Here is a 23,030-nt window from a genome sequence, read left to right as displayed (position 1 = left end):
TAAACCATCGCATATGGAGAATGGAATGAAAGTCACTGTCGCTCTGCTCGGCCTCACCCTCCTCGCTGCCTGCACGATCAATGAGCCGCCGATAGATTATTCGAACCTGCGCGAGAGTGACAAAACAGCGAGCTGTCAGGATTTGAACGTTGAGTATACGGCGAATACGGACCGTGCGACGGAGCTTGCGGGAAAGACGGCCACCTCCGGTCAGGCCAACGATCTGATCGACCGGAATATCTCGGTGAAGGAGCTGGCGGAGCGTAAAGGCTGCAACACCGTGCTCTGGCCGGAGCAGCCGGAAAAGGCGTTTTAGGCGGGAAAATCTGATGGAATAATAAAGGGAGGCCGGTGAGAGCCTCCCTTTTCGTTTGGATCAGCCGTTCTTTTCAAGCGCGGCGTCGATAACACGGCGGAGGTCGCTCGCCTCCTCCCCCACATGGTTGAGGATGGCGTCAATTTCAGCTTGGCTAAGCTCGCCCTTTTGAGCGCGGAGGGCGGTGTTCACGAGGAACGCGCCGCCCTCGATCAGGGCAATGATGGAGGCGGATGTGATTTCCATGGGCTAACTCCTCTCCTCGATTTCAGTCTCGGCGGCAAGCCGCGCTTCCAGCAAAATCACCGATTGCGCCGCAAGACGGTTCAAGGCCGACATATAGTCAGTGTCGCGGGTGCAGCTTTGCTCGACAATCACCGAAGCCCCGCGAATATCTCGGAGCGTCCTCGGGTCATCAATCGTGCCATCAAGGATAAAATTCTTCACGATCCCCATGGTGGTGGCGAGGCCGTCACAGGTGACGAGCAGCTGATCGCGCGCTGAGAGCTGGCCCAGCGGAGCGGCGCAGGCCGCCAGCCCCAGCAGGAGCGCTGCAATGATTATCCGTCTCATTTGGTGGCCTCCGTTTTGATGGCGGCGCGGATGGTCATCGCAGTCAGCGCCGCGAAAATCGCCTCGATCATATCCTGCGTCGGAATTTCATCGAGCAGATAACTGCCCACCGCCGCGATAATGGCGAGGGCCGCCGTGACATAGGTTTTCTTACCCTGCAAATAGGTCTTCATGAGGTTATTCCTTCTGTTAAGGGATGGGCGCTTTCCAGGTATTTTTCCACCGTGCCACGCCCGAGCGCGGTGTTGTAATGGCACTTCCAATAGGCCGCCTGCCCCTCCAGATTATCGGGGATCGCGCCGGGTTTGCGCCAGTAATGGATGCGGCAGATCGCGGTCGCGAATTTGAGGTTCCAGACAAGCTGGGTAACTTTCGGCACCCCTTCCCCCGCCATGAGAAGCCGGAGCCGCCGAAGCAGCGCGGGGCGGCGCCCGAGATAGTGAAGGATATCGTCATAGGTCGCGGGTTCGCATTGATAGAAGCCGAGTGCGGGCCCGCGTATTTGCCGGAGATGCCTGAAGCCGCTCTCTACCAATCCGGTACCGAGGATGAGATTTTCGGCATTCACACCGCCCATATGAAGTGCGTTCAATGTCGGACGGACAATAAGCTCGCGTAAGTCCTGAATAATCATTACCTTGCTCCTTAGGGGCCGCAAACTGGCCTTGGGTATCAGAAAACCGATAAGGGTCCCGATGCGCACACCAACCCACCCAAAAGGCCCGTTCGCCCGCTTTATCCACGGCACGACGACGCCGCTCGCCTCCATCTTCGGAAGCGGGTTTTTGGTGATCATTTCACTTCTGGCGGATACGACAGGACCCTTTTCCCTGTTCGCGATGGCGGCGATCTGCGCGATCGCCTATGCGGTTGGCATGGTCATTCGCCACAATATCGCCAAGGCGGAACCGGCGTTGAAATCCGGGCGCGGCCCCCGGCTTCTCACCCTGTTCGAACGGGTGTCCGATATCGCCCTGATCCCGGCCTATATCATCTCGGTGACGCTTTATCTGCGGATACTCGCGTCCTACGGCCTTGGCTTTTTCGGGGTCAATACAGAGTATAACGAACGGATGATGACCACCGCGATCATCGCCTTTATCCTGTTTATCGGGTTCGCCAAGGGCCTCAAGATGCTGGAGGGGCTGGAGCGCTGGTCACTGATCACGACCATTGCCATCATCTTCCTGGTGATCGGCAGCTTCGCTTGGTATGACGCAGGCGTTATCTCCGCCGGACCGGTCACCCTGCCGCCCCTTCCCGATCATTCGGCCTGGGAGATTGTGACGGTCCTCGCGGGCACCCTGATCGTCGTCCAGGGGTTTGAGACAACCCGCTATCTCGGCGATGAGTTCGACGCTGAAACCCGCATTAAGGCCAGCCGGAATTCGCAACTTATCTCCACCGCGGTTTATATTCTGTTTGTCGCAGTCTCTCTGCCGCTAATGCATATTCTGGGCGGTGATGTCTCCGGCAATGCGCTGATCGAGCTCGCTCAGGAGGTCGCCTTCTGGCTTGCCCCGCCACTCGTACTCGCGGCCGTGTTCAGCCAGTTCAGCGCCGCCACCGCCGACGCCATCAGTGCGTCGGGCAATCTGCTGGAAATGACTGGGCACCGGCTCTCGGTCCGGCTTACCTATGTAATTATCTGCGGCTTCGCCATTCTGCTCACCTGGACGGCAGATACCTTCCAGATCCTCGCCCTTGCCTCGCGCGCCTTCGCCTTCTATTACTTCCTGCAATGCCTTGTCGGGCTGGAGGTCGCGGAAAAGACAGGCCACAGGGTCGCGCTCGCCCTGCTGGCGGCACTGCTTCTCTTTATCACGATTTTCGCGGTGCCCGTGGGTTAGGGATGGCCATCCTTATGCGCGAGCAGAAGTGCATAGGCCATGTCATGGATCGGGCTTTCAAGGCCGAGTTTCTTGCTCTCCCGGCAGACCCAGCCGACAATGCTTTCCAGCTCCAGCGGCTTGCCCCGCTCCAGATCCTCCAGCATCGACGCCTTGGTTTTCGGGTTGGCGGTGGTCTTAACGAAATGCACCTGTTTCTCGGCGATGGTATCGGGCACATCGGCGCCCTTGGCCCGGCCAAGCGCACAAATTTCCTTCATCGCGCGCAGGAAAAGATCCTGCATTTCCTCCGTCCCGATCCAGCCGCCAACCGGCAACCGGGTCAGGCATCCAATCAGATGAAAGGGCGCCAGAACGACATATTTCGTCCAGATTTCCTTCATCGGCTCTTTGAGAGCAATGGCATCGGTTCCGTGTTTTTGAAGTGCCGCGGCCAGTTCATCATGGATCTCCATGTCACGCGGATGGAGAGGACCGAAAACTGTCCGCGTCAGGCTGCCCGTTCGCAACACCTGCCCCGGTGCCTCAACCACCGCCGGAATATACGTAATGCCCGGCGAGAGCTGACCCTCATCATATTTAGCGGCCAGCCGCTCAATCCCGTAAAGGCCGTTTTGCAGGCTGATAATCTCGGTTTTGGGGCCGATCATGGGCCGCATATCCTCCGCCGCCTGATCTGTTGACTGCCCCTTTACCGTGAACAGTACCACATCGCAAACACCAAGCTCCGCCGGACTGTCAGAGACGGCCGCGAATTTCACAGTGAGAACGCCTTTTTCCGACGTAAGGGTAAGCCCGTCGCGCTCAAGCACCTCGCGGTTCTTTCCGCGCGCCAGCACCACAACCTCATATCCCGCCTCAACCAGCTGGGCCGCAAAATATCCGCCAATGGCACCTGCGCCGACAATTCCGATTTTCACTGTTTTTTTCCTTATTTTTTAATTGCGTGACGCCGGGCGAGCCTGTCCGCCGGCCAGACTTCCTTCATATCATAATAGACCCGGAACGCCGGTACATCTTCCGGCAGGGTGACCCAGGGAAGTTTGGAGCGTGTAAAAATATGAACATCCGGCGGAAGCTTCGCAGGATCATCCAGCGTACCGACGCGCAAAAATCGCATCCCGGCACGCCGTCCATAGTCACTCCAGAGGGCTGTCTGGCAGCGCACGCAATGATATATGTCATGCGGGCCCCCGCTGTTGGTGGGCACGGAAATAGCAACAAGCTCGCCGCTGAAATGATCAATCCGGTCCGTCTCAACCAAGGCATTGATGACAAAAGCGCTGCCCGAATGGGTCTGGCATTCGCGACAATGGCAGCAATGCACAAATAACGGCGGTATCTGCAGCTTGTAGCGAACATCGCCGCAAGCACATCCCCCCTCAATAATCTCGCTCATGATCATTTTCCTCTGCGTTACAGGAACGTTAGGAAAATTATCTTCCCTCGGCAAGCCTCAATAAGGAGCGCCGTAATTAATTGGCCGAATGCCGATAGTTTCCCGAAAGAGGATCGAAAGGAATGAGATAAATACAGCCATGATAAAGGGCATGATCAGGAAGCTGGACAGCACAAAGAATACAATTCCCGCCAGATCCGGCTTGTTCATCAGGATCAGCAGCAGCATCGGCATATATATCAGGACATAAAGCCCGATCACCGCCACCAGTCCCAGCAGTAACGTGCCGAGGAGCGGCAGGAACATATCGATTATCGTTCTGGCAAATTCTTTGAGCGCCAACGGCTGATCGAGAGCGATGGCCGGAAAGACGAACATCAGCGGCATAAAACAAAGACAGAGCAGCGCCACAAACAGCACGATCGACGCGCTGGAGGCATCCCCCCCGCTCACCACATAGAGGCGCGCCAGCAGGTAAGTAATGACCACATAGACCAGCATCGATCCGGCGAACTTAATTTCCCGAAGGCCGAAATGCAGCCCGAAGGACGGGTTGCGTCGCTCAAACTTGAATACTGTAAAGCGATGCCAATAGACAGCAAAGATCGCGTAGAAAATTTCATTTACAACCAGGCGAAAATATTCCGCAGCCGCCAGAATATTGGTTTCCAACCAGGCAATCAGCCCCGTCATCATCACCACCGGCACCGCCCGGAACAGGCAGGACCAGCGGTGCCCGATCACAAAACGGAACGCCTCAAGAAGACAAGTTGTTGGCTTAACTGTATGCGTCATTTCCATGCACGACAAACTAGCGGGGAGACCCTAATCAAAGCTTAAATTTCGCGTATTTCGTTGAAAAAGCCGGCAATTATTCAAGCCCATCGCCTAACCGCCTCACTCGGTCGAGGCTAGTTTCTGCGAAACCGCATCTTTCTTCGGCGGCCAAGAAAAGCGATGCCCGCAAGGGCGGCCATAAAAAGGATGAATGCTTCACCTGGCAAGCCGCTAGTGGAAACTCCGCTTTCCTCCGTGCCACTCACGCTTACAGATTTGATGCCATCGTTCGCCACTTTCGATTGCTGGGGCGGCAGGAGCCAAGCTGTTGAGGCCGCTTTCACAAATGTGGCGCCGGCCACTCCGTCCTCACATGATTGCACCTGTCCGGACAACACCTTGCCGCAGTCCACCGACGTGGTGGCCGCGCTCGCTTGCTCATTAGCACCAAGAAGTGATGATGTTGCCAAAACAACGATAAGACCCAGCGCAATAACGCTGAGCTTTATATTCAAATATTTGAATGTCATGGGCGGTCTCCATTCAAAATGAATTTTGTCCAATCAACTGACCGTCGGAAAAGCGACTGTTGAAAATACAACAAACTACAAATTTTTCGATGATTAATAGGCAAATTCTACCAATTTTTTGACTAAAATCCAGAAAATTCTCAAATATAGTTAATTATTCCAACATAAAACCAAAATTTCCCTCGTTATCCCCTTTTCCTTCCCTGATTACGGAATCGGTTGGGGACTATTTAACCCCGAAGCCATACTGAAACCCTGTGACAGCTTTATGAAAATGCGATTGTCCGCACCCTGATTTATGGTATTTTATGCAAATGGATTCGCTTTTAGCTCTCGTCCTGATCACCTTCGGCCTCGTCGCCATACCAGGACCGAATGTCGCGCTGACGGTCGCAAACTCCTTGCGGTATGGGGCATTATATGGCCTTTGCACGGTAGTCGGGACAACGGCTGGCGTCGGCATACAGTTATTGCTTGTCGTGTTTGGAATCGGCACTCTGCTGCAAATTGCCGCCGATATCCTGTTTTGGCTGAAATGGGTGGGTGTCGCCTATCTCCTCTGGCTTGGCATCAAAAGCTGGGTGACCCCGGTGGAGGATCTCTCCGCCGTTCGCGCCGTCCCGGCCCCAGTCTGGACGCTCTTCTGGCGCGGACTGTTGGTGGCGATACTGAACCCCAAAACCCTGGTCTTCAACGCGGCGCTGCTGCCGCAGTTTGTCGCACCGGAGGGAAACTATATAGCGCAACTCTCACTGGTCGCTTTCGTCTTTTTGTCGGTTGTCACCCTCGGTGATGCGCTCTGGGCGTTATTCGCGGGCGCGCTTCGGCCCTTGATGCTCCGCTATCAGAATATCCGCAACCGGATCACCGGCGGCTTCCTGTTTGCCGCCGGGATCGGCCTTGCACTCGCGGACCGGAAATAGCGCCCATGCGCTTCAGTTCTTAAATAGATGCGCTTCAATCGTCCGCCGCAACCTCGTCATCCAGAAAGCCACGCACGCGCCGCCGGTCATCAGAAAAATCAAGCTCCCGTCCACTGATCATTTCCTCTGCGTGGTCAGCAATACCCCCCTCTTCCTGCAGGCCGATACGCTGCTGTGAACTTTCCGTATCCCGCCAGATACAGCCCTGCAAAATCTCATGGTCAGGGAAGTTGTCGTTCGCTTCCTCTTCCTCGCCGGAATAATGAAGATAAGGGTCTTCGGCGTTCCGCTCGATCAGCAACTCTTCCTCTGTCTCCATTTGATCCATTTTATACTCCCTGCTCATTGAAATCATTCTTCGCTCCCTTCCTGTTATTGCTGGTTGAACACATATTTTCCGTGGCGCCGCATCCGGATGCCGGTGAGATAGGCATTGATCGAATGGCCGAGCCCCGGCAGGCGGACGGTCCGACCGACATGCCAGTATGACTCTCGCGTCAGTGGATCACTCCCTTGCACGTCACCGGAAAGCGGCAACCGGGCCAGCACATCGCAACGATTGACGAAGCGCGTCACCCGAATATCTCGCGAAAAGCCATCGGCGAAGGCGCGATTCCCGAGACGCGGGCAGGCAAAGGCATAAACCCGGTCAGCCTCCAGCAGCATCGCCGCCAGCGTCGCCAGTGCCGCACCCATCGAATGGCCAGTGAGAATGATCTCCCTATCACCCTTCAGTTCACGCCGGATCGCCGCGAGCAACTGCCAAAGCGCCTGATAATATCCTTCATGGACCAGACCGGCGCCCGCCCAGGGGATCATGTCGGTGGAAAGGTTACTGCGATAGCTTCGTTTCTCCCTCCCGAACAGAGCCGTCCCGCGAAAACCGACAATGGTGATCCCTCTCTTGCGGCCGATCCACGCAAAATGATCCCGTCCTGCGATCGGATGGAATGTATAGCCGAGCCGTGCGGCCCACTCCGGCCCTTTCGGGTCATAGGCAATCTTCGCGCATATGGCGGCTTCAAACGGGCTCATCTGTCGTCCGCATTTCGGTTATGACCGACATTGCCGGCGATCAGGTTGAGGATCTGAAACAACCGGTCGAGAGGTTTCGCGCGCCAGCGCGTCGGAGTCATTACGGTAACGACAGTCGTTAGAGTAACCAGAGAGGCCAATCCCAAAAATGCTAGCCAGAGGATCTGCAGCACGTCGCCGATTGTGACGAAAGCTCCCAATTCGCTCTCCTTCTTGATTTACAGATTAAACGGCCGGAAGGCCTGCCCGATCCAGGCGGCAAAGGTGGTTAACGCCGCGACGGCCGTCCCTGTGATGCCGATAACTTTTAGCGCGCCGCGCCCCATGCTGACCTGAAGCGTCAGGCTTTTGACGTCGTCGCGTAGTTCCACCATATCGAGATGGAGATTTTCGATGCGGACGCGCATGGCGCCCATTTCCTGTTCAAGGTTATTCATGGCGATGCTCTCTCAGCTGTCTTTGGAGGTAAATCGAACGCTGCCGGTTGTCGCGCCGCAGTGGGGCGCAGACCCAGCGAATTCCAGTATTCTCCCGCTGCAATCAGGCAGGCGCGACCGCTCGCGTCGGTTTCCGAGAGGGTCCAGCGGTCCCGCGATTTCGTGGTGAACACCTCGATCAATGCGCCGCGATTATTGAGCCCTTGCGCGATCAGCACTTCGCCGTAATTCTCCGCAAGATGCACGGCGAGCTCACTGCGTGGCAGACAGATTGGCGCGGCCCTTGCGACCATATTGGTCATAAAAAAAGCGGCCCCAAGGACCGCGGTAATTATCAGCTTTTTCATAGTACCTCCCTATTCAATGGCCTGAATGCTGAACCAGGTGGCGACATGACTTTCGATGTCCCGGCTGGCGCCGCTGTCCTGCCAGGCGACCATCTCGAAATAGTCCCCCGGCGTCACGGCCAGCACCGGCGAGACGAAGCTCTGCATGGTGCGGTCCGTCTGCGCCTCGATATGCTCGAACGGACGGCCATCGAAGCTATTCGACCCGTTCTTCTCTAATAAGATTTCGCGCGTGCCGGTCCCATTATTGTCCCACCGGACCTGCCCGCTCACGATCACCTTGGAGACCCCACTTGGCACGGTCAGGCGGCTGTTGTTGGTGGAGTTGTCGTGATAGCTGTCGGTATCGTAGCTTTCGCTCGCCCAGTTGAGCGTGATGTTGGTGTTATTGGCAATGCTCTGGTTGGCACTCATCTTGACCAGCGTCCCCGCGTGGGTTCCACCGCCCCCACCGCCCGAGGTGCTGTCCGTCAGGCCGATGACATCCGTCCCGTCGCAATAGAAGAGCCGGGTTTCCCCGTCCAGCACCTGCCCCGCCGAACCGGAGGCGGTCTTGACCGTTGCCGTCTCCCCGCTTCCGTTGGTGACCATGAAAGGGCGCTTGATCTCCGGTACGATAAAATTAAATCCCGCTGCCGGGGTACCCCCGATAACATGATGCCAGGTCTCGCGAAACTCGGCGTCGGTTAGCGTCACGTCGCCGGCTGTCGGATCATGGCTGGCAATTTCATCGCAGAGTGCGGATTCCAACTTTGCGTCCGCGTCGTTGGAGGTGACATAGGCGAGCGCCTGGCTCTCTGCGATCTGCGGTAAATCAAGTTCTGACATGCTAGATAATCTCCGTTGCCGGAAAGCCCCGGCCTATGGTTTCTGAGAGTTGATAGAGGGTGAACGAAAGTTCCGGTACGTCCGTTTCCGATAGACCGAAATCCGCATTAAAGTCGGCGATCGTATAAGTATATTCCGTGGCATCAGATACATATTTGGAGACGCTCTCCCCGCCATGGGTAAAGATCAGCTCATACCGCTCCGACGCTTCGGAGAGCGGGACGCCGCCGCTCAAACTGCCGCCGCCGATCCGCGTTCTCCGCTGCCAGCTGAGAGAGAGATCCCCGCCATCGCGCGTGCCCGTAATCTGGACCGGGGCATAGGGCCGCAGGTCATTGCCGGTCAGGGCCTTGATGGTGGGCGAAACCTCCTCAATCAGGCGGCCCGCCCCCACCGCTTTCCAGCGGCGCGGCACGTCGAGGGTGTTGAGGGCACTAAAGCCCCCCCCGATATCGCCGGAGCGAAGCAGGATCGCCCGCTCCCCAACCCTGTGCGAGCCGGTCGCCCCTTCTGTCCCGCGACGTCCCCGGAGCAGGGTCGAGAGACGGTAGCTGCCATCCGCATTCTCCGACACATCGGCGAACTGGATAATCTCTGCGCCCACCAGCAGGGCATTACCGCCGTTCAACAATGCGGATGTGTTAATGCTTTCGAGTTCGTCCCCGCCGCTCACAAAACGGATATCGAGGGTCGAGCTTTCATCCGTCTGGAACGGCGTTTCCGTATCGGCGAGCGCGGTTAATGTCACGCCCCAGACAGCCTCGTTGCTGATTGCCCCCTCCTCCTGATAGCTGTCCTCATCGAAGGCGGAATAGAGGGTGCCGCCCGTCCAGCCGGACTGGTAGCCATCCATGGCGAAATAGAAACGGCTGCCGTTCCCCGCCGTCGCATCCTGATCCCTGAGCAGCGGCAGATCGAGCAGGAACAGCTCCGCATAGGTCCCACGGCGGATCAGCACCTGCTCATAGCCCGAGCCCGCATCCCCGGTTTCGCCCGCGTCATAGCTCAAGGGCGAAAGGGTCACGGCCTCGGTCTCGATCGTCATATCCGCGCCGAAATGGGACTGCATCAGCCGGGCGCTGCTGGTTGCACCATTTATCTCAAGGCTCAGCACATCCGCCGGATCGAGGGCGAGATATTTGAGCGGCAAAGCCGCGCTCACCGTCTGTCGCTCGGCCCAGGCGGAATAGAGCGTTTTCGCCGCCGCCTGCCGCGCCAGGTCGGCGGTCAGGGCCATCGGCAGATCCCGCGCAATCTGGTTGCGCCCGAACATGGTGGCTATCGGACGGAATGCCCGCTTCTCCATCTGCGTACCGATCTGGTAGCCCGCATCGGACGCAAGATAGGAGAGCGATATCCTCTCCGGCAGCTCGCTTTCCTGCAACCGGCGCAAGGCGGGCGGCGCGATCATCTCCTCATCCGTGATAGTCACGCCGCTGTCGGCCTGGTTGCGCGGGAGGAACTTCAGCACATCGCCGCTTTCCACCGCATCAAAGAAGGCATAATCGCTGAGCGGGGTCAGCGCGTCGGCAATCGACATCGGACGGCTCACCAGATAGCCCGGTATGCTGCCCGAAAGGGCGGAGACATCGACATCCTCATCCGTCAGACGCCCACGCGCACAGAGGTCACTGACGATATCGGCAAGCTCGGCCCCCGCCCCGCTCGCGCGGCGCAAGAAAAGCCGTTTCACCCCGAAGGAACTGTTGAAAACGAACAGGCTGTCCGTCGCCACGTCATAGACGCCATTGACGGACGCCTCCACCCCGTCGAACTGATAAAGATCGACCCGCTCCAGCTCTTCGAGCGTCTCGGCGCTCAAATAAACCGCATAACGCCCGGCGCTGATAAAGACGATCTCGCTACCGTTATGCGTATGGACGAGGGAGAGGCTGCCGCTCAAATCGCTCACATCGCGACTGGCGGTGATGGCCTGCGTGACCGTCGACCATTTGAAAATACGGTAATCATTCTGGAACAGTAGCTCATCGCTCGCGGGCAGATAGGCGACCAGACGGGTGATATTGTTGGTTTCGCTCCCCGTCCCGCCAAGTGGCGTGAGATCGGCGGTGGCGATGGTAAAAATCTCACTCTCGACGGAATAGTCCGTGCCCGAAACACCCGGACTGCCAAAAACCGACACGCGGACGATCTCAAGGTCGCTGAACACCGGGCCGGTTGCCCAGCCGGACAGGACGACCCAGGCGACTTCCTCTGCGTCTGTCACCGCACCCGTGCAAACGCGTGCGGATGTTGTTATGGTATCGACCACCTCCAGCGCCTCATCGAAGATCACCACCTGATAGCTCTGCTGCGATCCGGCGACCTGGAACTGCGCCCCGGTAAGCGGGTTGATGATATCGGTCGAATGGGTCACCGCGCCGACGCCACTCGGCAGATCGGCGCTGTCGTTGAGTTGCATTGTCTCGCCGTTCACATGGTGGATTTGCCGCCCGGCGAGCAGGGCTGCGCCCGTGCCGATCCAGAAATTGCCCTTGCGATCCCGCGAAAACCCGATCGCCGCATCGGGCAGGCGCGGAAATTCCGTCTCCACCTCGGCTGTCGCGAGTTCCTCCAGCGTCAGGGCATCGATCTTGCGAACCGTATCGACACCGCCCACCACCTCATAGCTGTAGACAAGGCCCCGCTCCGCATCATAGGCAAAGCTGCCCGCATCGACGGAGGCAATTTCACTATCCGTGACCGGATAGGCGCCGATCCCGTCGGTGGTAACCAGCACCTCGATATTCGGGATGCGGTTGCCAAAGGCGCGCAGCGGCAGGTCGTCGAACACGAGATAGGAGAGCCCGCGATAGGCGGGCGTATTGTCCTCCCCTTCCGCCGCCTCGATAATGCTGTCGGGGAGCTGTTCCTCATCTCCGGGGTAGAAGCGGAACCGCACATCGGAGGCGATCACGTCCCCCTCCGCGCCCGCATCATAGATGACCTCCCCATCGGCCCAGATTTTAAGGAGGTTCGATACCTCTCCCTCGCAGATAGCGACAGCGAAACTGGTGTAATAATTGTAACCGGTTACCTGTGAGGAACCGCCCGCGCCGCCCTTGCCGCCGCCGCTGCTGCTGGTCACAGCCTCACTTCTAAGCTCGCCCGCCCAGATGATATTCCCGGCAAGGCGCATGGTGCCATACAAACGCGGGATCGCCGCGCCATAGCTCGCCCCGGTGACATTAAGGTCGGTGAGCCGCGTCGCAGAGGACGCGCCGCCCTTCTCGGGGAACATAACACGGCCCAGCGTGGTGCCGAGAAGCCAACCGGCCCCGGCGCCGACACCGGTTACCGCACCGATACCGGCGCCCGCGAGCCCAAGTGCTAAAGTCGCCATTAGAGAACCTCCGGAAATGAGAAAACGGCAAACGGAGTACCGTAAGGATCAAGCGCCTCCTCGATCACCTGCCTTCTCCGGGCATGGGCATGGATGACCGTCGACACTCCATCGCGTTCGCTTAAAAACCCGACATGGATGGGAAAAGCGCTTTCCTTGAAAACACCGATATTTCCTATTTTCCAGTCAGTTGATGGTTGCAACTCAAGTTGTTTGTGAAGATGACGTAGAAGCGCCCGGCCATCCTGCCGCCGCGCATATCCGGTCACATCCTCGGGCTTGAGACCGAGAGTGTGCGCCACCAGAACGACCAGCCCGACGCAATCGACGCCCGCCCGGCTTCGTCCCTGATGCCGCCAGGGCGTGCCGACCCAGCGCCGCGCCTCGGTGATGATATCCTCGCGCTCAAGCATCGCCGGTCTCCAGCAGGGCATCAGTGCCCGGAATATGCGGAAAACCCCGGAAATTGTGATGGTTCGAGAAGCTATCGCGGCAGGTCGCATAGCGCTTGTCGCAACCGGGAAAGAAGGAAACCTCATCCCCCGCCTGAACCTCGTACGGCATTTCCAGATAGAGGGTCAGCGTCTTACCCGTTTGCATCCAGTCACGGATTTCGCAAGAGAGCCCGGCGTTCGCACCGCTGGTAAAGGTCAGCACCCCGCCATTCAGTACATCATCCGCGCCGCTATAGTCGGTGAGCGTGAACTGATCGCGGGAAGTGACACTCGCCACCACGTCAGTTTCAGTCAGTACGTCCACATCGACGCCACAGCGACTATCTCCGAGGTCCGCGCCGCAGAGGGGGGAATAGACCTCCCCAACCTCATAAAGGAGCGCCTGGGCGAGGCCGCGCAGCTCCGCTGTGAAGGCGCCATCATGCGCCGAGACTTCCCCGATCCAGCCACGCCGCAACGGAATGGTGCCCTGGGAGAGATCCTGCCAGTTGACCATGAAAATCCGCACCTCGGCAAAGTCATAAAGGCCCGCGAAGAGATCCTCCTCCCGGATGACATCGCTGGTGAGATTGCCGATGATATCGAGGTTATCGACGCTGAAGCTGCTGGAATTCGCAATAGCCGAGCGGGAATAACCGCTGGCCGCCAGATAGATGTCGCCATCGATTTCCAGATCCTCATCGAAATCGGTGAAGAACATTTCCGTCCCGTCCTGCCGGGTCAGCGCCCAGCAGGTGGCGAGTGTGGTCACCTCCCCGGCGATATGGCTGTTCAGGGCCGCACTGAGAGACTTCATATCCGTATCTCCACCAGTTTAACGCTCTGCCAGTGATGGATGTCCGGCCCCGGAATGGCGGCCTGCATCAGGTCCGTATCGAAGCGGACCGGCACATCGAACTCGCAAGCCACCGCGATATCCGCGTCCGTCGCGGGCGCGCTATCAAAGCTGAGGATGCCGGTCGTTTCATCCACGCTCCAACCGCTCACCATGGGTGCGCCGCCGACGGAGACCTCGACCGTGCCGGAGACGATCTTCTTCAGCTCCCGGTCATAGGGCGGGGCCAGTTCATCATCGTCGATGTAGCGCTTGACAATCTGAAATTCTGTGGTGCTGTTATCGCCGGTGCCGATAGATTGTTCAGCCATTTCAAAATCTGAAAAATCCTTCAGGCGAAAGCCATAGGCCCGGCCGCGCCGCGCGTGAAAGAAATCAAGCACGGCGGTCCATTCCGCGCCCCGGCTCGGGCTGATATCGACGGTGTATTCACGCCGTGCCTGCGCCCAGTTGATATTGCGCTGCTCATACCCGGAGTTCAAAATCTGCACCGTGGTCGAGAAGCGGGGCCCGCCCACCGCGCCATAAGAGACACGGGTCGGGAATCTGACGTCATGAAAGCTCATGGTTTATCCGTTCCTTCTAAGACTGCGTTGCGCCTGACGGAGTGCTTCGCCCTGGATCTGCGTCTGGCTGAGGCGAAAGCTTGCTGCGTCGGGCGTCGAGATGTTGAACGCCATATTGATAACCGGCGTCGGACTGGCAGCGGCGTTATTTCCCCGCTGCTGCGCCGGGGTCTCGATCGTCACCCGTTCGCCCCGCGTCAGACGAAGGGGGACAAGATTCTGGTCCACCCCGGACGCGCCGCCGACGGTGAACTGCCCGCCGGTGGAGAAACCGGGGATCAGGCTGGCGAGCGACGAACCGCCACCGCCGAAAAACGCGCCCGCAAGTTCACCAAACAGTTCGCCGGAACCGCCAAGGCTCTGCCCCGCTGCCGAGGTGAATGTCTTTGTGCCGAGACGAATGAGATCGGCCTCCAGCCCTTTCAGAACCGACTTGAAATCCTTCCCCGAGATCAGCAGCTTCTCGAACGCGTTTTCAAAGGCATTTCCGATGCTTGCCGCCACCTTGCCGGAAATCTCCGCAAAGCCGTTCATTTCCTCCATCGCGGTGGCAAGCCCGGTATTCAAGTCATCGACGAAGCCGTTTCTGCCGGAGCCTGCAAGATCGCTTTTCAGCCCGTCGAATTGGCGGGTGAGAAGCTGTGCTTCCCTTTCTGCCTTACGGGTCTTGTCGCTGAGCGCATCGAGACCTTTGAGCGCCGTATCGATACCGCCAAAGGCGGATAAATCTGTATTTTTTACCATTATTCTTATCCTTGTTCTGCGTCTCTGGGCCGTAGCCGTCGCCAGAGAGTGAAGAGATCGAGGAGAAGCCCGACCTCAAACCCTGCGGGGCGGAGGCCGAAGCGCGCCTCGATATCCGCCGCAATCAGTGCCGGGCGCGACAGAGGCCCCTCTGCATAGAGCGGCAGAAGCACCAAAAACCAGCCCCAGACATGGGCGATGCAGGACGGTGGCGGCGCAGCCATTGCTATATCGGCGATTTCCCGGCCTGTTGTTTTTGCAAGCTGACGGTTGGCGGCGGCACGGGTGATACCCGGGCCCACCTCCTCCGACAGATGGAATTGATGCGCCGCCCAGTCTTTCAATCGGGCGGCGGTCAGGGCAAAAAATTGGCCCGGTCCTCCACGAAGGCGGCGACCTGCTCGCGGATCCAGAGATGCTCCCGATAGAGCCTCAAGATATTCTCCGGCGTGGTGTCGTAACTCACACCGTCGAATTCGATATTCTCGAACCGCAGCGTAATCGCGGTAAGCCGTTCGATCAGCCGTTCCTCCAGTTCTGCGGCGGTCAGTTCCAGCTTGCGTTCCATGATCTGCCGGTCGATCTGCGACCGGAGGCACTTGCGGTAATTCTCCGCATCCTCCCCCTGCAGCCAGATAACGGCGGGGAGGTCTTCGCCCGTCTTGGGATGACGGAGGGTGAGCGGCGCCCCCGCCTCCGACCGGGCCTTCAGGTCAAACGCTGCCACATCAAATACATTCTTAGGCATTTAACCCCTCCTATGCTGCGGTCCGGGTGATTTTCAGGTTGGTGGCTTCCGTCTCGTCATAGAGTGCGCTAAAGGGCAACGAGAGGGTGATCGGCCCTGCGCCCAGCGTCGGGTTCTCCGCCCCGGTGTAGACAATCCGCGGGAGATCGAACTCAAGACTGCCGCCGGCCCCGCTGCAGGTAAGCGTAAGGCTGCTTTCGGTGCGGGCGGCGAATTTGTTGAGCAGCGCCGCATCCTCGAAATAGGTGGTGATTTCCCCGGTAATACGCGATTGCCCGGCGAACAGGCTCGTCGCCTCGTCCTCCCCGATCACGAAGGCCTGCTCCAGGCCGTTATCGATATTCAGTTCCAGACCGACCACGATACCGATGCTGCTGCCCCCCTCTTCCAGTGATCCGGAGAAGCTGTCCATCGGGTCATTGGCGGCGGCAGCCGTCGGGCTCGCATCAAGGGAAGAGGAATTGATCGCGGAGGATTTGCCGACAAGACCAAATGTTCCCGCGATCAACCGATCCGGCCGGACATTGAGACGCAGTCGGTCGATCACGCAGCCGGTCAGCACCTGATACTGGCCAATGTCAGCGAAGCCCCGCTCAAAAGTGAAGCTCGGCTGGCTCGCGCCCGCTTTCAACACATTGGACGACCAACTTGATTGCATCACCGCCGCAAGCATGTCATCAAACGCGCCGTAAGAAAGCTCCATATCTATATTGCCCGAGACGGTCTTCTGCCCGTGCAGGAGATGGGCGATCTGGCGGTCGCTGCGGATTTCCGCCGTCTCCAGCGTCGTCTTGGAAAGACCGAGGCTGCAGGCCGTATGACGACATGACGTCATCTCCGGCGAGGCCGGCGTCGTGCCGAAGACACTTTCGGCGATATAGGTCAGCCCATGCTGGGCTCCGGTGGCAAAGGTCATTGATTGGCTCCTTAAAAATAGCTGCGCCAGGAAACGAGAAGCGGGATGGCGATTTTCTTGAGGTCGCCCTCTTTGGCGCCCACAGTCGCACCGTCGAGATGAACATCAACGCTCTCGAACGTCAGCACGCGACCCTTGTTGAAATGCGACCGCAGGGCATCGATGCGGCTCTGCGCGGAGGCCATATCCGCGTCATGGACGGTGATGCGATAGTCGCCCGTATGCAGCTCCACCGCGCCGGAGCCGAGGAATATCCCCTCCGCCGGGGCTGGCAGGAACTGAACCTCCAGATATGAGGTGCCATGGGCGGGATAATAAGGCGTTCCCGGGAAGGCCACATCGTCAGACTCATAAGCCTGAAGCCGCGCATCCAGCACCGCCTGTATTTTGCGATAGCTCATTGGTAGCTCACCTCATAAAGAATGCCCGCACCGGTATCGACCGCGACCACCTGCAACAGGGTGAAAGTCGAAGAGCCGATAATCAGGTCGTCATCGGCCTTCGGCGTCACGTCCTCGCACTCGATCAGCGCATGATGAAGCGGAGGATCAATCGGCGTGCCGTCCGCATTCGCCGTATCAACGAGCCTTTTCTCCGTCCGCACCAAGCGGATCGCGGTATCGCTTGTGGTCTCCACCGTGCCGGTGCCGGGATCGTAATCCCCTTGTGCTTTCTGGCGGAGCGTTGCGCTCACCGCCACCTCTCCGATGGTATCGAAGAGATCGCGCACCATTCGCCGGATAGTTTCGTTCCGCATGGTTCACCCCCTCACCATCTGGCTGTCCTGGGCGCGCGCGCCGATCTGCTGCAGCAGGCGAAAGACGAAGCTCATGCGCTTCCTTCCCTCCTCATACGTCACCTCGATGGGGCCGATCTTCTGTCGCGTCACCTGCCGCTCATCGAGGCCCTCGGAATCACGCAGAAAGATATCCGCAAGCTCCAGCGTCGCGGTGCGCAATGCATGGGGGATGCCCGTCATGGCCCGACCGTCCCTATCATAGGCGCCACTCCTCGGCCATTTCAGGCCCTGATCCCAGTCAAGAACCGTGCCGGGATAAAGATAGCTGTCGATATGCAGGGCCGACCGGATCAGCGCCTGTTCACGCTGCCCGTCCGTGGCGCTGGTCCAGTCGTCATTAGCGAGCGCAGTGAAATGGCTGTCCGCCTCGGCAAGCGACACGTAACTCGTCGCCCCGGTCACGCCGCTGCCGGTTTCGGTTATCAAGGTCATGGATTTTTTCCTGCTCAATCACATAAGAAAAAGGGGAGCGGTGATGTTTCGTACCGCTCCCCACTCCGGTCAGCCAGCGAGGCGGACCGCCAGCTCGGGCCGGACCAGCGCAACACCCCAAAGGATGTCAAACTCCCAGACGACCTGCTTATACTGGCGCGCCACCTCAAGGCGGAGCGAGATGCCGGTCATCGGATCGGTCATCGAAAGGATCTGGCTGCCGAGTCCCATGTCCTGGGTGCTGTGGGCCAGCGGACGGTTGGCGAAGGCAAAGGCATCACGATTGAACACCAGATTGACCACATGATCCGCGACAAAGGTCATCGCCGCGTTATCCGACGGCGCAGAACTAATCGCCGGGGCGATGGTCAGGGTCGAGTCCGTGCCCGACAGGTCCGTTGCGGCCTGCACGACATATTGCTGCGTGTCGCCATCAATGGTGAAGATATCGCCGACGGAGGGTTTGGTCGTAAAGCCATCGGCGATCAGGCTGGTGCCGGTCTGGGATCCGCCTTTCACCAGCGGCGTTCCCTCCGCGCCGGTCACATGGGTAGCGACATGGTCATCGCTATACCAGTCGATCCCGTATTTGCGGCCGATCTCGCCTTCGATCTTGGCGGAGCTGCTGCCCGCGCGGTCCGCATCAGCGAAGGCCGCGAGGTCTAGCGCGTTGGATTCCGCATCGAAATCGAGCACGCCATAGCGGAATTCTTTCGGGGCCTTTTGCTCCAGCAGCAGCTTTCTGGCTGCCGTCGCATCGCTGGCATCCGACGCAAAGGGCGTCGTGCCTGCCGTGCCGACCAGACCATAGATGCCGGTATATTTCGCATGGATCGACTGGTTGACGGCATTGGCAAGCGCACGGATGGCCGCGCTCGCCTGTACGGGCATGAAATTCTCCCGCGCCTCGACCTCCATCATCTCCTTGTCGGTGAGGTAGAAATCCGCCTTCTTCCAGTTGTTCAGCTCAATCTGCACCTTCTCCAATGTCGAGCTGGTCGGAGTCGGCGGCGTTGTGCCGGGCGTCACGTCATCCGCCGTCAGGTCGGACGGCAGGATCACATCGATGGTGTCGCCCTTCTCAGCCGCATCGGCACTGAAATCGCCATTCACGAGGCGGGGCATCACGGTCTGTTCGCGCAGGGCCATCAGGCCGCGCGCAAGGATCTTCGGCATGGCGGCCGAGATATCATTTGCCATTTTCTTTATCTCCAGAATAAGGGATTAAGGGGTTATTGCAGACCCGTCCCGGGCCCTGCCGCATCCCGCGGACTTGGTTCTCTACATCGAGACCGACACCTTCCCGGCGGCGATATCCTCGATCCGGGCGTTGAGCGCCCATTGGTTCTGTCCATTGATGGTGGCGCGATTGACGGGCACCCCGCTCGGGTCCATGCCGCTGCCCTTGCTGCCGGTCGGGTTGAAGGCGCGGGCAAAGACGGGGGAGCTCCGCATTTCCGCCACCAGATCCTCGACGGTCAGGGGCACCCCTTCCGCCTTCTCGCGGAAGGAGCCGTCGGTATCGATAACACGAAGGGAGGGAGCGCCCTCTTCCTCCACCAACGTGATCGCGGCGCGAATATGCGGCATCAACAGCTCGACGCTACCGCCGGCTTTCAAAAGCGCCTCCGTCGCGCGGGTGGTGATCAGGAACTCGGCGTTCAGCTCCTTCAGGCGGGTAATCTCCACGTCCTTCGCCTCGATAATCGCATCGAACTGTTCCGTGAATTCCGCGCTGAGCGCCTTTTGTTTATCGGCCCAGGCGGTTTCCGGATCGGGGCCGAGTGCCTGCCAAGCCTTCAGCTCCTTCTCGAAGCCCTGTGCATTGCCCCGCTCCTTTTCAAGCGCCGAGAGCAGACCGGACACATCCAGCTTTTCGGCGAGCAGGGGATCGAGGGTGAACCCCTCCTCCTCCGGCTGGTAGAGCCCGTGGTACTGCTCCGGCACCTCGCTTAAGTCGGTCACGTCAATGGGAAATTCAAACATGGAAAACCTCAATAAAAAAGCCCCGAAACGGGGCTCTGTGGGTAAATAATTAAATGTTGGATGGGTTAGTCAGCAGCAGCGTTCACCTTGAGACTGTCACTTAGAAGTCCGCGCGTCTTCGCTTCGCGGATCAGTTCCTCCCCGCTCACGTCACCGAGGCGTCGCGCTTCCAATAGGAAATCGAGATCGCGCTCATTATTTTGCGCCGCGCCCGATTTGGTGCTGACGCCGATACTGCCGATAAGCGGCATTTCCAGCCAGTCCGCGAACAGCGACAGCATGGCATTCAGGCTGTCTTCCAGGTTCATCGCCATGGCGGAAAGCGGCGAGAGAGCATCGGCGGCGTCCAGCGCCCGGCCCGTAGCCGTCTCCATCTGCTTTGGCGTCTCGAACTGCAGACCGAACATCAGCATGGCTTTTTCCAGCGCCTCCAACTCTCGCGCCCCCGCCTCCAGCGCCGCACCGGAACTCTCCACATAGTAATATTTGCCCTCGCTCTCGCTGGTGGTCAGCACCTTGTTGGGGCCCACCTCGATCGGGCCATCAATCTCCGGGTTGTAGCCGGAGGCCGCGAGGATCGGGAAGGACGCGACATTAAGCGCGTTCCGCTGATCGGAGCGGATCTGGTAATGCTCCAGATTGAGGAACGCGAGGTCTTCCAGCGGCGGCTCGGCCTGCAAAAATCCTGTCCGCGCGGTGTAAAGGGTGACAAGCGGGATACGGCCCAGGGTATTCTCCCCGGCGTCCGCCTCCTGCCAGATGCCCTTCTTGTCCTGCCGGTAGACACGCCAGCGATCCGGCTCGATCACGCGGATCTGTTCCTCCTCCCGCTCATCGAACCCGTGATAGCGCAACGCCTTCTCGCGAATGCGGATTTGCGTCAGCACCTTGTCACCGCTCCGGCTGTCCCATTGTGCGGCAATCAGCTGATCGGCGCGGACATGGACCGCATAGGGCCGCGCGCCCTGCTCCCGCTCCTCGGCAAGGGACTGCCCACCCGCCGACGCTGGGAAATCCACCAGCACATGAGAAAGACCGGAGACCAGCGCATCCTCGAACCAGTCGCGAGCGAAGACATTAAGGCCCCTCCCAACGAGATCGATATTGCGCAAAATCGCGACCAGTTCATCTGGCATATCCTCCGAGATGATGAGTGGTTCGGCAAAGATGCGACCAACGAGTTTGGTCACGGTGCGGCGGAAATGATTGCGCAACACTGATCGGCTCGCCCGCTCCGTATAGATGGCGCTATTCTCCGCCGGATGGCGCGGCAGATATCGTGTGCCCGCGGCCCGCATGGCCAGCGTGCCGCCCATCAGCGCCTTCGGCAGTGCCCAGCGCGTCGCCATTAAATCATATAGCTGGGAGGATGTGGAAGGATCGTTCATGAGTACATATCCTGTTGTGATTTCTGTGAAACTTGGGTGAGAGCGTGAAACGCCTCGCAGACCGCGTCGACCTGATCATCATGACGACCGGTCGGAAAATTCTCGAGTTCATTGAGGAAATCCGCGTTCCACGGTCCCGCCACAAGACGGACATTGCCCGCCTCGGCCTGCGACGAGAATGGCATGGCACGGACGACCTTGCTGCCGGTGACAGGCTGGCTTTTTATCCGGAAGCCCGCGAGCAGCCGGACGAGCGCCTGGACTTGCGCCTTTCCCGCCTGCCCCGGATCCTGCGGCAGGGCGATTTGCGTCTCCCGCCCGTCACTCATGGCAAGATTGCGGATGGCGCGCTCGACCTCATTCGGCGTGCCCCGCAGCCGCTCTATATGTTCTACATAGAACACCCCACTGGCGTCCCGGGCGAGTCGCGCCCCAACGGTCCAGTCGGGAGAGGTCCCCGGTTCCATATGGCTGGCCGCCAAGTCCCAGCCGCGCACCCGTCGCGCCTCAACTGGTGCCATCGGCACCACCGAAAACCAGCTTCGGCGAAAATAGGCGCCCGCAGCAGGGCGGATTTTCCAGTTTCCCTTTAACAGCCGCTCCCGATCGATTGAGGAGAGCGCGGCAAGATTGGCGCGATAGCCCGGATCCCGTTCCATCAGGATCCGGTTATCGTCAATGGAGGCAGCGATAAAGGTGACAGACTTGGCCACCTGTCCCGGATGCGCCAGCTCCAATGCGCGTTTATCATCGCCCCAGATAAGACTATCTTCATCACGAACAAACCAACGGAGTTGGCCCGACCGTCCCGGAACCGGGTAGCCCGTTTCCGGATCAATCCACCAGCGGATAAAATCGGCAACCCAACTATCCGCGTCCGGATTGCAGGTTCCCCGCACATAGGGCCGCGCTCGACCGGTGGAGCGATTGCGGCTCAACAGGTAAAAAAACTGGGTCTCGGTGAAATGGGTCAGTTCGTCAAAACCGATGAAGGCAAGTTCCGATCCCTGCCAGTCGTACTTGTTCTTCTCATGCTCCAGATGACCGAAGCTGATCGACGCTCCACTCGGAAACTTCCAAGACAGCTCGCTTTCCTTCGCCCGACCGCCAATGGTCCCGTAGAGCGCGGCGGACGCATCCCAAAGCCCGCCCTCATTCTTTACCTGTTTCGAGGTGCGGCGGAAAATAACGGCCTTGAACTCCCCTTGCGCCATGTGCCGGAGTGGCTCCATCAGCAGGGCAAAGCTCTTGCCGCCACCCGCCGCGCCGCCATAGATGGCGATGTCGGCGGGAGTGCCAAGGAACATCTCCTGCGGTCCCGGCTGCGGTTTAATCACGGCCATTTTCCGGCAGGTACAGGCGGGGTACGGGGAAGCTGCGCTTGCCCTTGTCATTCGCCGCGCCCTCGCCATATTGCGTCGGTGCGAAATGTGCCATCAGCCATTTCCGCGTATCGATCCGGAGCTTCGAGCGGGCAATATCCTCCCGTGCCTCTTTGTCTTCTCCGTTATCATTGACGCCGTCAGCGATTTCCAGAATTTCCCCGGCAAACACATCCGCGACAAAGCGGCGGACGGTCTCTTCCTCCTTCTTCAGAAAGACGGACCCCAATAGGGCAACGATATCATTGATCCTTCCTGCCTGCTTGATATCCTCTAGCAGTGGAAGGGCGACATTACGCCGCCATATCTTGTTATTCAGGGCAGATTTAATCAGCTCGATGGTCGACATTCCAGAAGCCTCAATTTATAGACAATAAGTATATTTACTACTATTTAGTGTTCACTCAAACCGTAATTATTC

General features: G+C 58.9%; 33 protein-coding genes. 3 read left to right on the top strand and 30 right to left on the bottom strand.

The genetic code is table 11. The features are described 5' to 3' along the window. Positions 1-25 precede the first annotated feature (25 nt). Positions 26-316, top strand: a complete 291-nt coding sequence (locus tag LKE13_RS09025) for a hypothetical protein (protein ID WP_227950389.1) — start codon at positions 26-28, stop codon at positions 314-316. A 60-nt stretch (positions 317-376) separates the two neighbouring features. On the opposite strand, the gene LKE13_RS09020 is transcribed toward LKE13_RS09025, so the two are convergent. From LKE13_RS09020 to LKE13_RS09005, 4 genes are read right to left on the bottom strand one after another with little or no spacing between them, the layout of a single operon-like run. Continuing rightward, positions 377-562, bottom strand: a complete 186-nt coding sequence (locus LKE13_RS09020; RefSeq protein ID WP_227950387.1) for a hypothetical protein — start codon at positions 560-562, stop codon at positions 377-379. A gap of 3 nt (positions 563-565) precedes the next feature. Continuing rightward, positions 566-889 carry a hypothetical protein gene (locus LKE13_RS09015; protein WP_227950385.1) on the bottom strand — a complete coding sequence of 108 codons (324 nt, stop codon included), beginning with the start codon at positions 887-889 and terminating at the stop codon, positions 566-568. Continuing rightward, on the bottom strand, positions 886-1,062 hold the full coding sequence (locus LKE13_RS09010) for a hypothetical protein (RefSeq protein ID WP_227950383.1): 177 nt from the start codon (positions 1,060-1,062) through the stop codon (positions 886-888). Before LKE13_RS09010 ends, LKE13_RS09015 begins: the two co-directional genes overlap by 4 nt. Further along, positions 1,059-1,523 carry a hypothetical protein gene (locus tag LKE13_RS09005; RefSeq protein ID WP_227950381.1) on the bottom strand — a complete coding sequence of 155 codons (465 nt, stop codon included), beginning with the start codon at positions 1,521-1,523 and terminating at the stop codon, positions 1,059-1,061. The genes LKE13_RS09010 and LKE13_RS09005 overlap by 4 nt, the downstream gene beginning before the upstream one ends. Positions 1,524-1,584: 61 nt before the next feature. Between LKE13_RS09005 and LKE13_RS09000 the strand changes: the two genes are divergently transcribed. Further along, positions 1,585-2,739 carry a hypothetical protein gene (locus LKE13_RS09000; protein WP_227950378.1) on the top strand — a complete coding sequence of 385 codons (1,155 nt, stop codon included), beginning with the start codon at positions 1,585-1,587 and terminating at the stop codon, positions 2,737-2,739. On the opposite strand, the gene LKE13_RS08995 is transcribed toward LKE13_RS09000, so the two are convergent. From LKE13_RS08995 to LKE13_RS08980, 4 genes are all read right to left on the bottom strand, one after another. After that, positions 2,736-3,659, bottom strand: a complete 924-nt coding sequence (locus tag LKE13_RS08995) for a ketopantoate reductase family protein (RefSeq protein WP_227950376.1) — start codon at positions 3,657-3,659, stop codon at positions 2,736-2,738. The two genes, LKE13_RS09000 and LKE13_RS08995, sit on opposite strands and share 4 nt — an antisense overlap. 11 nt (positions 3,660-3,670) lie before the next feature. Continuing rightward, positions 3,671-4,138, bottom strand: a complete 468-nt coding sequence (locus tag LKE13_RS08990) for a GFA family protein (RefSeq protein WP_227950374.1) — start codon at positions 4,136-4,138, stop codon at positions 3,671-3,673. A 57-nt stretch (positions 4,139-4,195) separates the two neighbouring features. Beyond that, positions 4,196-4,933, bottom strand: coding sequence for a hypothetical protein (locus LKE13_RS08985; protein ID WP_227950372.1), 738 nt, complete (start codon positions 4,931-4,933; stop codon positions 4,196-4,198). Between the two features lie 116 nt (positions 4,934-5,049). Next, on the bottom strand, positions 5,050-5,445 hold the full coding sequence (locus LKE13_RS08980; RefSeq protein WP_227950370.1) for a hypothetical protein: 396 nt from the start codon (positions 5,443-5,445) through the stop codon (positions 5,050-5,052). Positions 5,446-5,759: 314 nt separating this feature from the next. Here LKE13_RS08980 and LKE13_RS08975 point away from each other — a divergent pair, with 314 nt between their 5' ends. Next, entirely contained in the window at positions 5,760-6,368 is a 609-nt protein-coding gene (locus LKE13_RS08975; protein ID WP_227950368.1) for a LysE family translocator, read from the top strand. A 34-nt stretch (positions 6,369-6,402) separates the two neighbouring features. On the opposite strand, the gene LKE13_RS08970 is transcribed toward LKE13_RS08975, so the two are convergent. The 22 genes from LKE13_RS08970 to LKE13_RS08865 all read right to left on the bottom strand — a co-directional run bounded on the left by LKE13_RS08970 (position 6,403) and on the right by LKE13_RS08865 (position 22,958). After that, the gene (locus tag LKE13_RS08970; RefSeq protein ID WP_227950366.1) at positions 6,403-6,696 is read right to left on the bottom strand and encodes a hypothetical protein; all 294 of its coding nucleotides are present in this window, start codon (positions 6,694-6,696) and stop codon (positions 6,403-6,405) included. A 44-nt stretch (positions 6,697-6,740) separates the two neighbouring features. Further along, positions 6,741-7,403, bottom strand: coding sequence for a lipase family protein (locus LKE13_RS08965; protein ID WP_227950364.1), 663 nt, complete (start codon positions 7,401-7,403; stop codon positions 6,741-6,743). After that, positions 7,400-7,603 (bottom strand): hypothetical protein, encoded by a 204-nt coding sequence (locus LKE13_RS08960; RefSeq protein ID WP_227950362.1) that lies wholly within the window; start codon positions 7,601-7,603, stop codon positions 7,400-7,402. Before LKE13_RS08960 ends, LKE13_RS08965 begins: the two co-directional genes overlap by 4 nt. An 18-nt stretch (positions 7,604-7,621) precedes the next feature. Next, complete coding sequence (locus tag LKE13_RS08955) at positions 7,622-7,840, bottom strand: hypothetical protein (RefSeq protein WP_227950359.1); 219 nt, start codon at positions 7,838-7,840, stop codon at positions 7,622-7,624. Beyond that, a complete protein-coding gene (locus LKE13_RS08950; protein WP_227950357.1) occupies positions 7,837-8,187 on the bottom strand; it encodes a hypothetical protein in 351 nt (116 codons plus the stop codon). Before LKE13_RS08950 ends, LKE13_RS08955 begins: the two co-directional genes overlap by 4 nt. Before the next feature lie 9 nt (positions 8,188-8,196). Continuing rightward, a complete protein-coding gene (locus LKE13_RS08945; RefSeq protein ID WP_227950355.1) occupies positions 8,197-9,015 on the bottom strand; it encodes a hypothetical protein in 819 nt (272 codons plus the stop codon). Position 9,016: 1 nt separating this feature from the next. Then, the gene (locus LKE13_RS08940) at positions 9,017-12,358 is read right to left on the bottom strand and encodes a phage tail protein (protein ID WP_227950353.1); all 3,342 of its coding nucleotides are present in this window, start codon (positions 12,356-12,358) and stop codon (positions 9,017-9,019) included. Then, on the bottom strand, positions 12,358-12,771 hold the full coding sequence (locus LKE13_RS08935; protein WP_227950350.1) for a C40 family peptidase: 414 nt from the start codon (positions 12,769-12,771) through the stop codon (positions 12,358-12,360). Before LKE13_RS08935 ends, LKE13_RS08940 begins: the two co-directional genes overlap by 1 nt. After that, positions 12,764-13,609, bottom strand: coding sequence for a DUF2163 domain-containing protein (locus LKE13_RS08930; RefSeq protein ID WP_227950348.1), 846 nt, complete (start codon positions 13,607-13,609; stop codon positions 12,764-12,766). Before LKE13_RS08930 ends, LKE13_RS08935 begins: the two co-directional genes overlap by 8 nt. Next, entirely contained in the window at positions 13,606-14,214 is a 609-nt protein-coding gene (locus LKE13_RS08925) for a DUF2460 domain-containing protein (RefSeq protein WP_227950346.1), read from the bottom strand. Before LKE13_RS08925 ends, LKE13_RS08930 begins: the two co-directional genes overlap by 4 nt. 3 nt (positions 14,215-14,217) lie before the next feature. Further along, positions 14,218-14,958 (bottom strand): hypothetical protein, encoded by a 741-nt coding sequence (locus LKE13_RS08920; RefSeq protein ID WP_227950344.1) that lies wholly within the window; start codon positions 14,956-14,958, stop codon positions 14,218-14,220. 5 nt (positions 14,959-14,963) lie between these two features. Further along, a complete protein-coding gene (locus LKE13_RS08915) occupies positions 14,964-15,302 on the bottom strand; it encodes a hypothetical protein (RefSeq protein ID WP_227950342.1) in 339 nt (112 codons plus the stop codon). Positions 15,303-15,313: 11 nt separating this feature from the next. After that, positions 15,314-15,706, bottom strand: coding sequence for a hypothetical protein (locus LKE13_RS08910; RefSeq protein WP_227950339.1), 393 nt, complete (start codon positions 15,704-15,706; stop codon positions 15,314-15,316). Between the two features lie 10 nt (positions 15,707-15,716). Continuing rightward, positions 15,717-16,622, bottom strand: coding sequence for a phage tail tube protein (locus LKE13_RS08905; RefSeq protein WP_227950337.1), 906 nt, complete (start codon positions 16,620-16,622; stop codon positions 15,717-15,719). Positions 16,623-16,633: 11 nt separating this feature from the next. After that, positions 16,634-17,023, bottom strand: a complete 390-nt coding sequence (locus LKE13_RS08900) for a phage tail terminator-like protein (protein ID WP_227950334.1) — start codon at positions 17,021-17,023, stop codon at positions 16,634-16,636. Beyond that, positions 17,020-17,379 carry a hypothetical protein gene (locus tag LKE13_RS08895; protein ID WP_227950332.1) on the bottom strand — a complete coding sequence of 120 codons (360 nt, stop codon included), beginning with the start codon at positions 17,377-17,379 and terminating at the stop codon, positions 17,020-17,022. The genes LKE13_RS08900 and LKE13_RS08895 overlap by 4 nt, the downstream gene beginning before the upstream one ends. Before the next feature lie 3 nt (positions 17,380-17,382). After that, positions 17,383-17,853, bottom strand: coding sequence for a DnaT-like ssDNA-binding protein (locus LKE13_RS08890; RefSeq protein WP_227950330.1), 471 nt, complete (start codon positions 17,851-17,853; stop codon positions 17,383-17,385). A gap of 69 nt (positions 17,854-17,922) precedes the next feature. After that, the gene (locus tag LKE13_RS08885) at positions 17,923-19,053 is read right to left on the bottom strand and encodes a P22 phage major capsid protein family protein (protein ID WP_227950327.1); all 1,131 of its coding nucleotides are present in this window, start codon (positions 19,051-19,053) and stop codon (positions 17,923-17,925) included. An 81-nt stretch (positions 19,054-19,134) separates the two neighbouring features. Further along, positions 19,135-19,839 (bottom strand): hypothetical protein, encoded by a 705-nt coding sequence (locus LKE13_RS08880; protein WP_227950325.1) that lies wholly within the window; start codon positions 19,837-19,839, stop codon positions 19,135-19,137. Positions 19,840-19,904: 65 nt separating this feature from the next. Further along, a complete protein-coding gene (locus LKE13_RS08875) occupies positions 19,905-21,227 on the bottom strand; it encodes a DUF4055 domain-containing protein (protein WP_227950322.1) in 1,323 nt (440 codons plus the stop codon). Beyond that, on the bottom strand, positions 21,224-22,564 hold the full coding sequence (gene terL / locus LKE13_RS08870; RefSeq protein ID WP_227950320.1) for a phage terminase large subunit: 1,341 nt from the start codon (positions 22,562-22,564) through the stop codon (positions 21,224-21,226). Before terL ends, LKE13_RS08875 begins: the two co-directional genes overlap by 4 nt. Further along, positions 22,557-22,958, bottom strand: a complete 402-nt coding sequence (locus LKE13_RS08865) for a hypothetical protein (protein WP_227950318.1) — start codon at positions 22,956-22,958, stop codon at positions 22,557-22,559. The genes terL and LKE13_RS08865 overlap by 8 nt, the downstream gene beginning before the upstream one ends. Positions 22,959-23,030 lie beyond the last annotated feature (72 nt).

This window comes from Sneathiella sp. HT1-7 (assembly GCF_020731145.1).
GTDB lineage: Bacteria > Pseudomonadota > Alphaproteobacteria > Sneathiellales > Sneathiellaceae > Sneathiella.
This window is presented reverse-complemented; position numbering and strand designations above follow the sequence as displayed.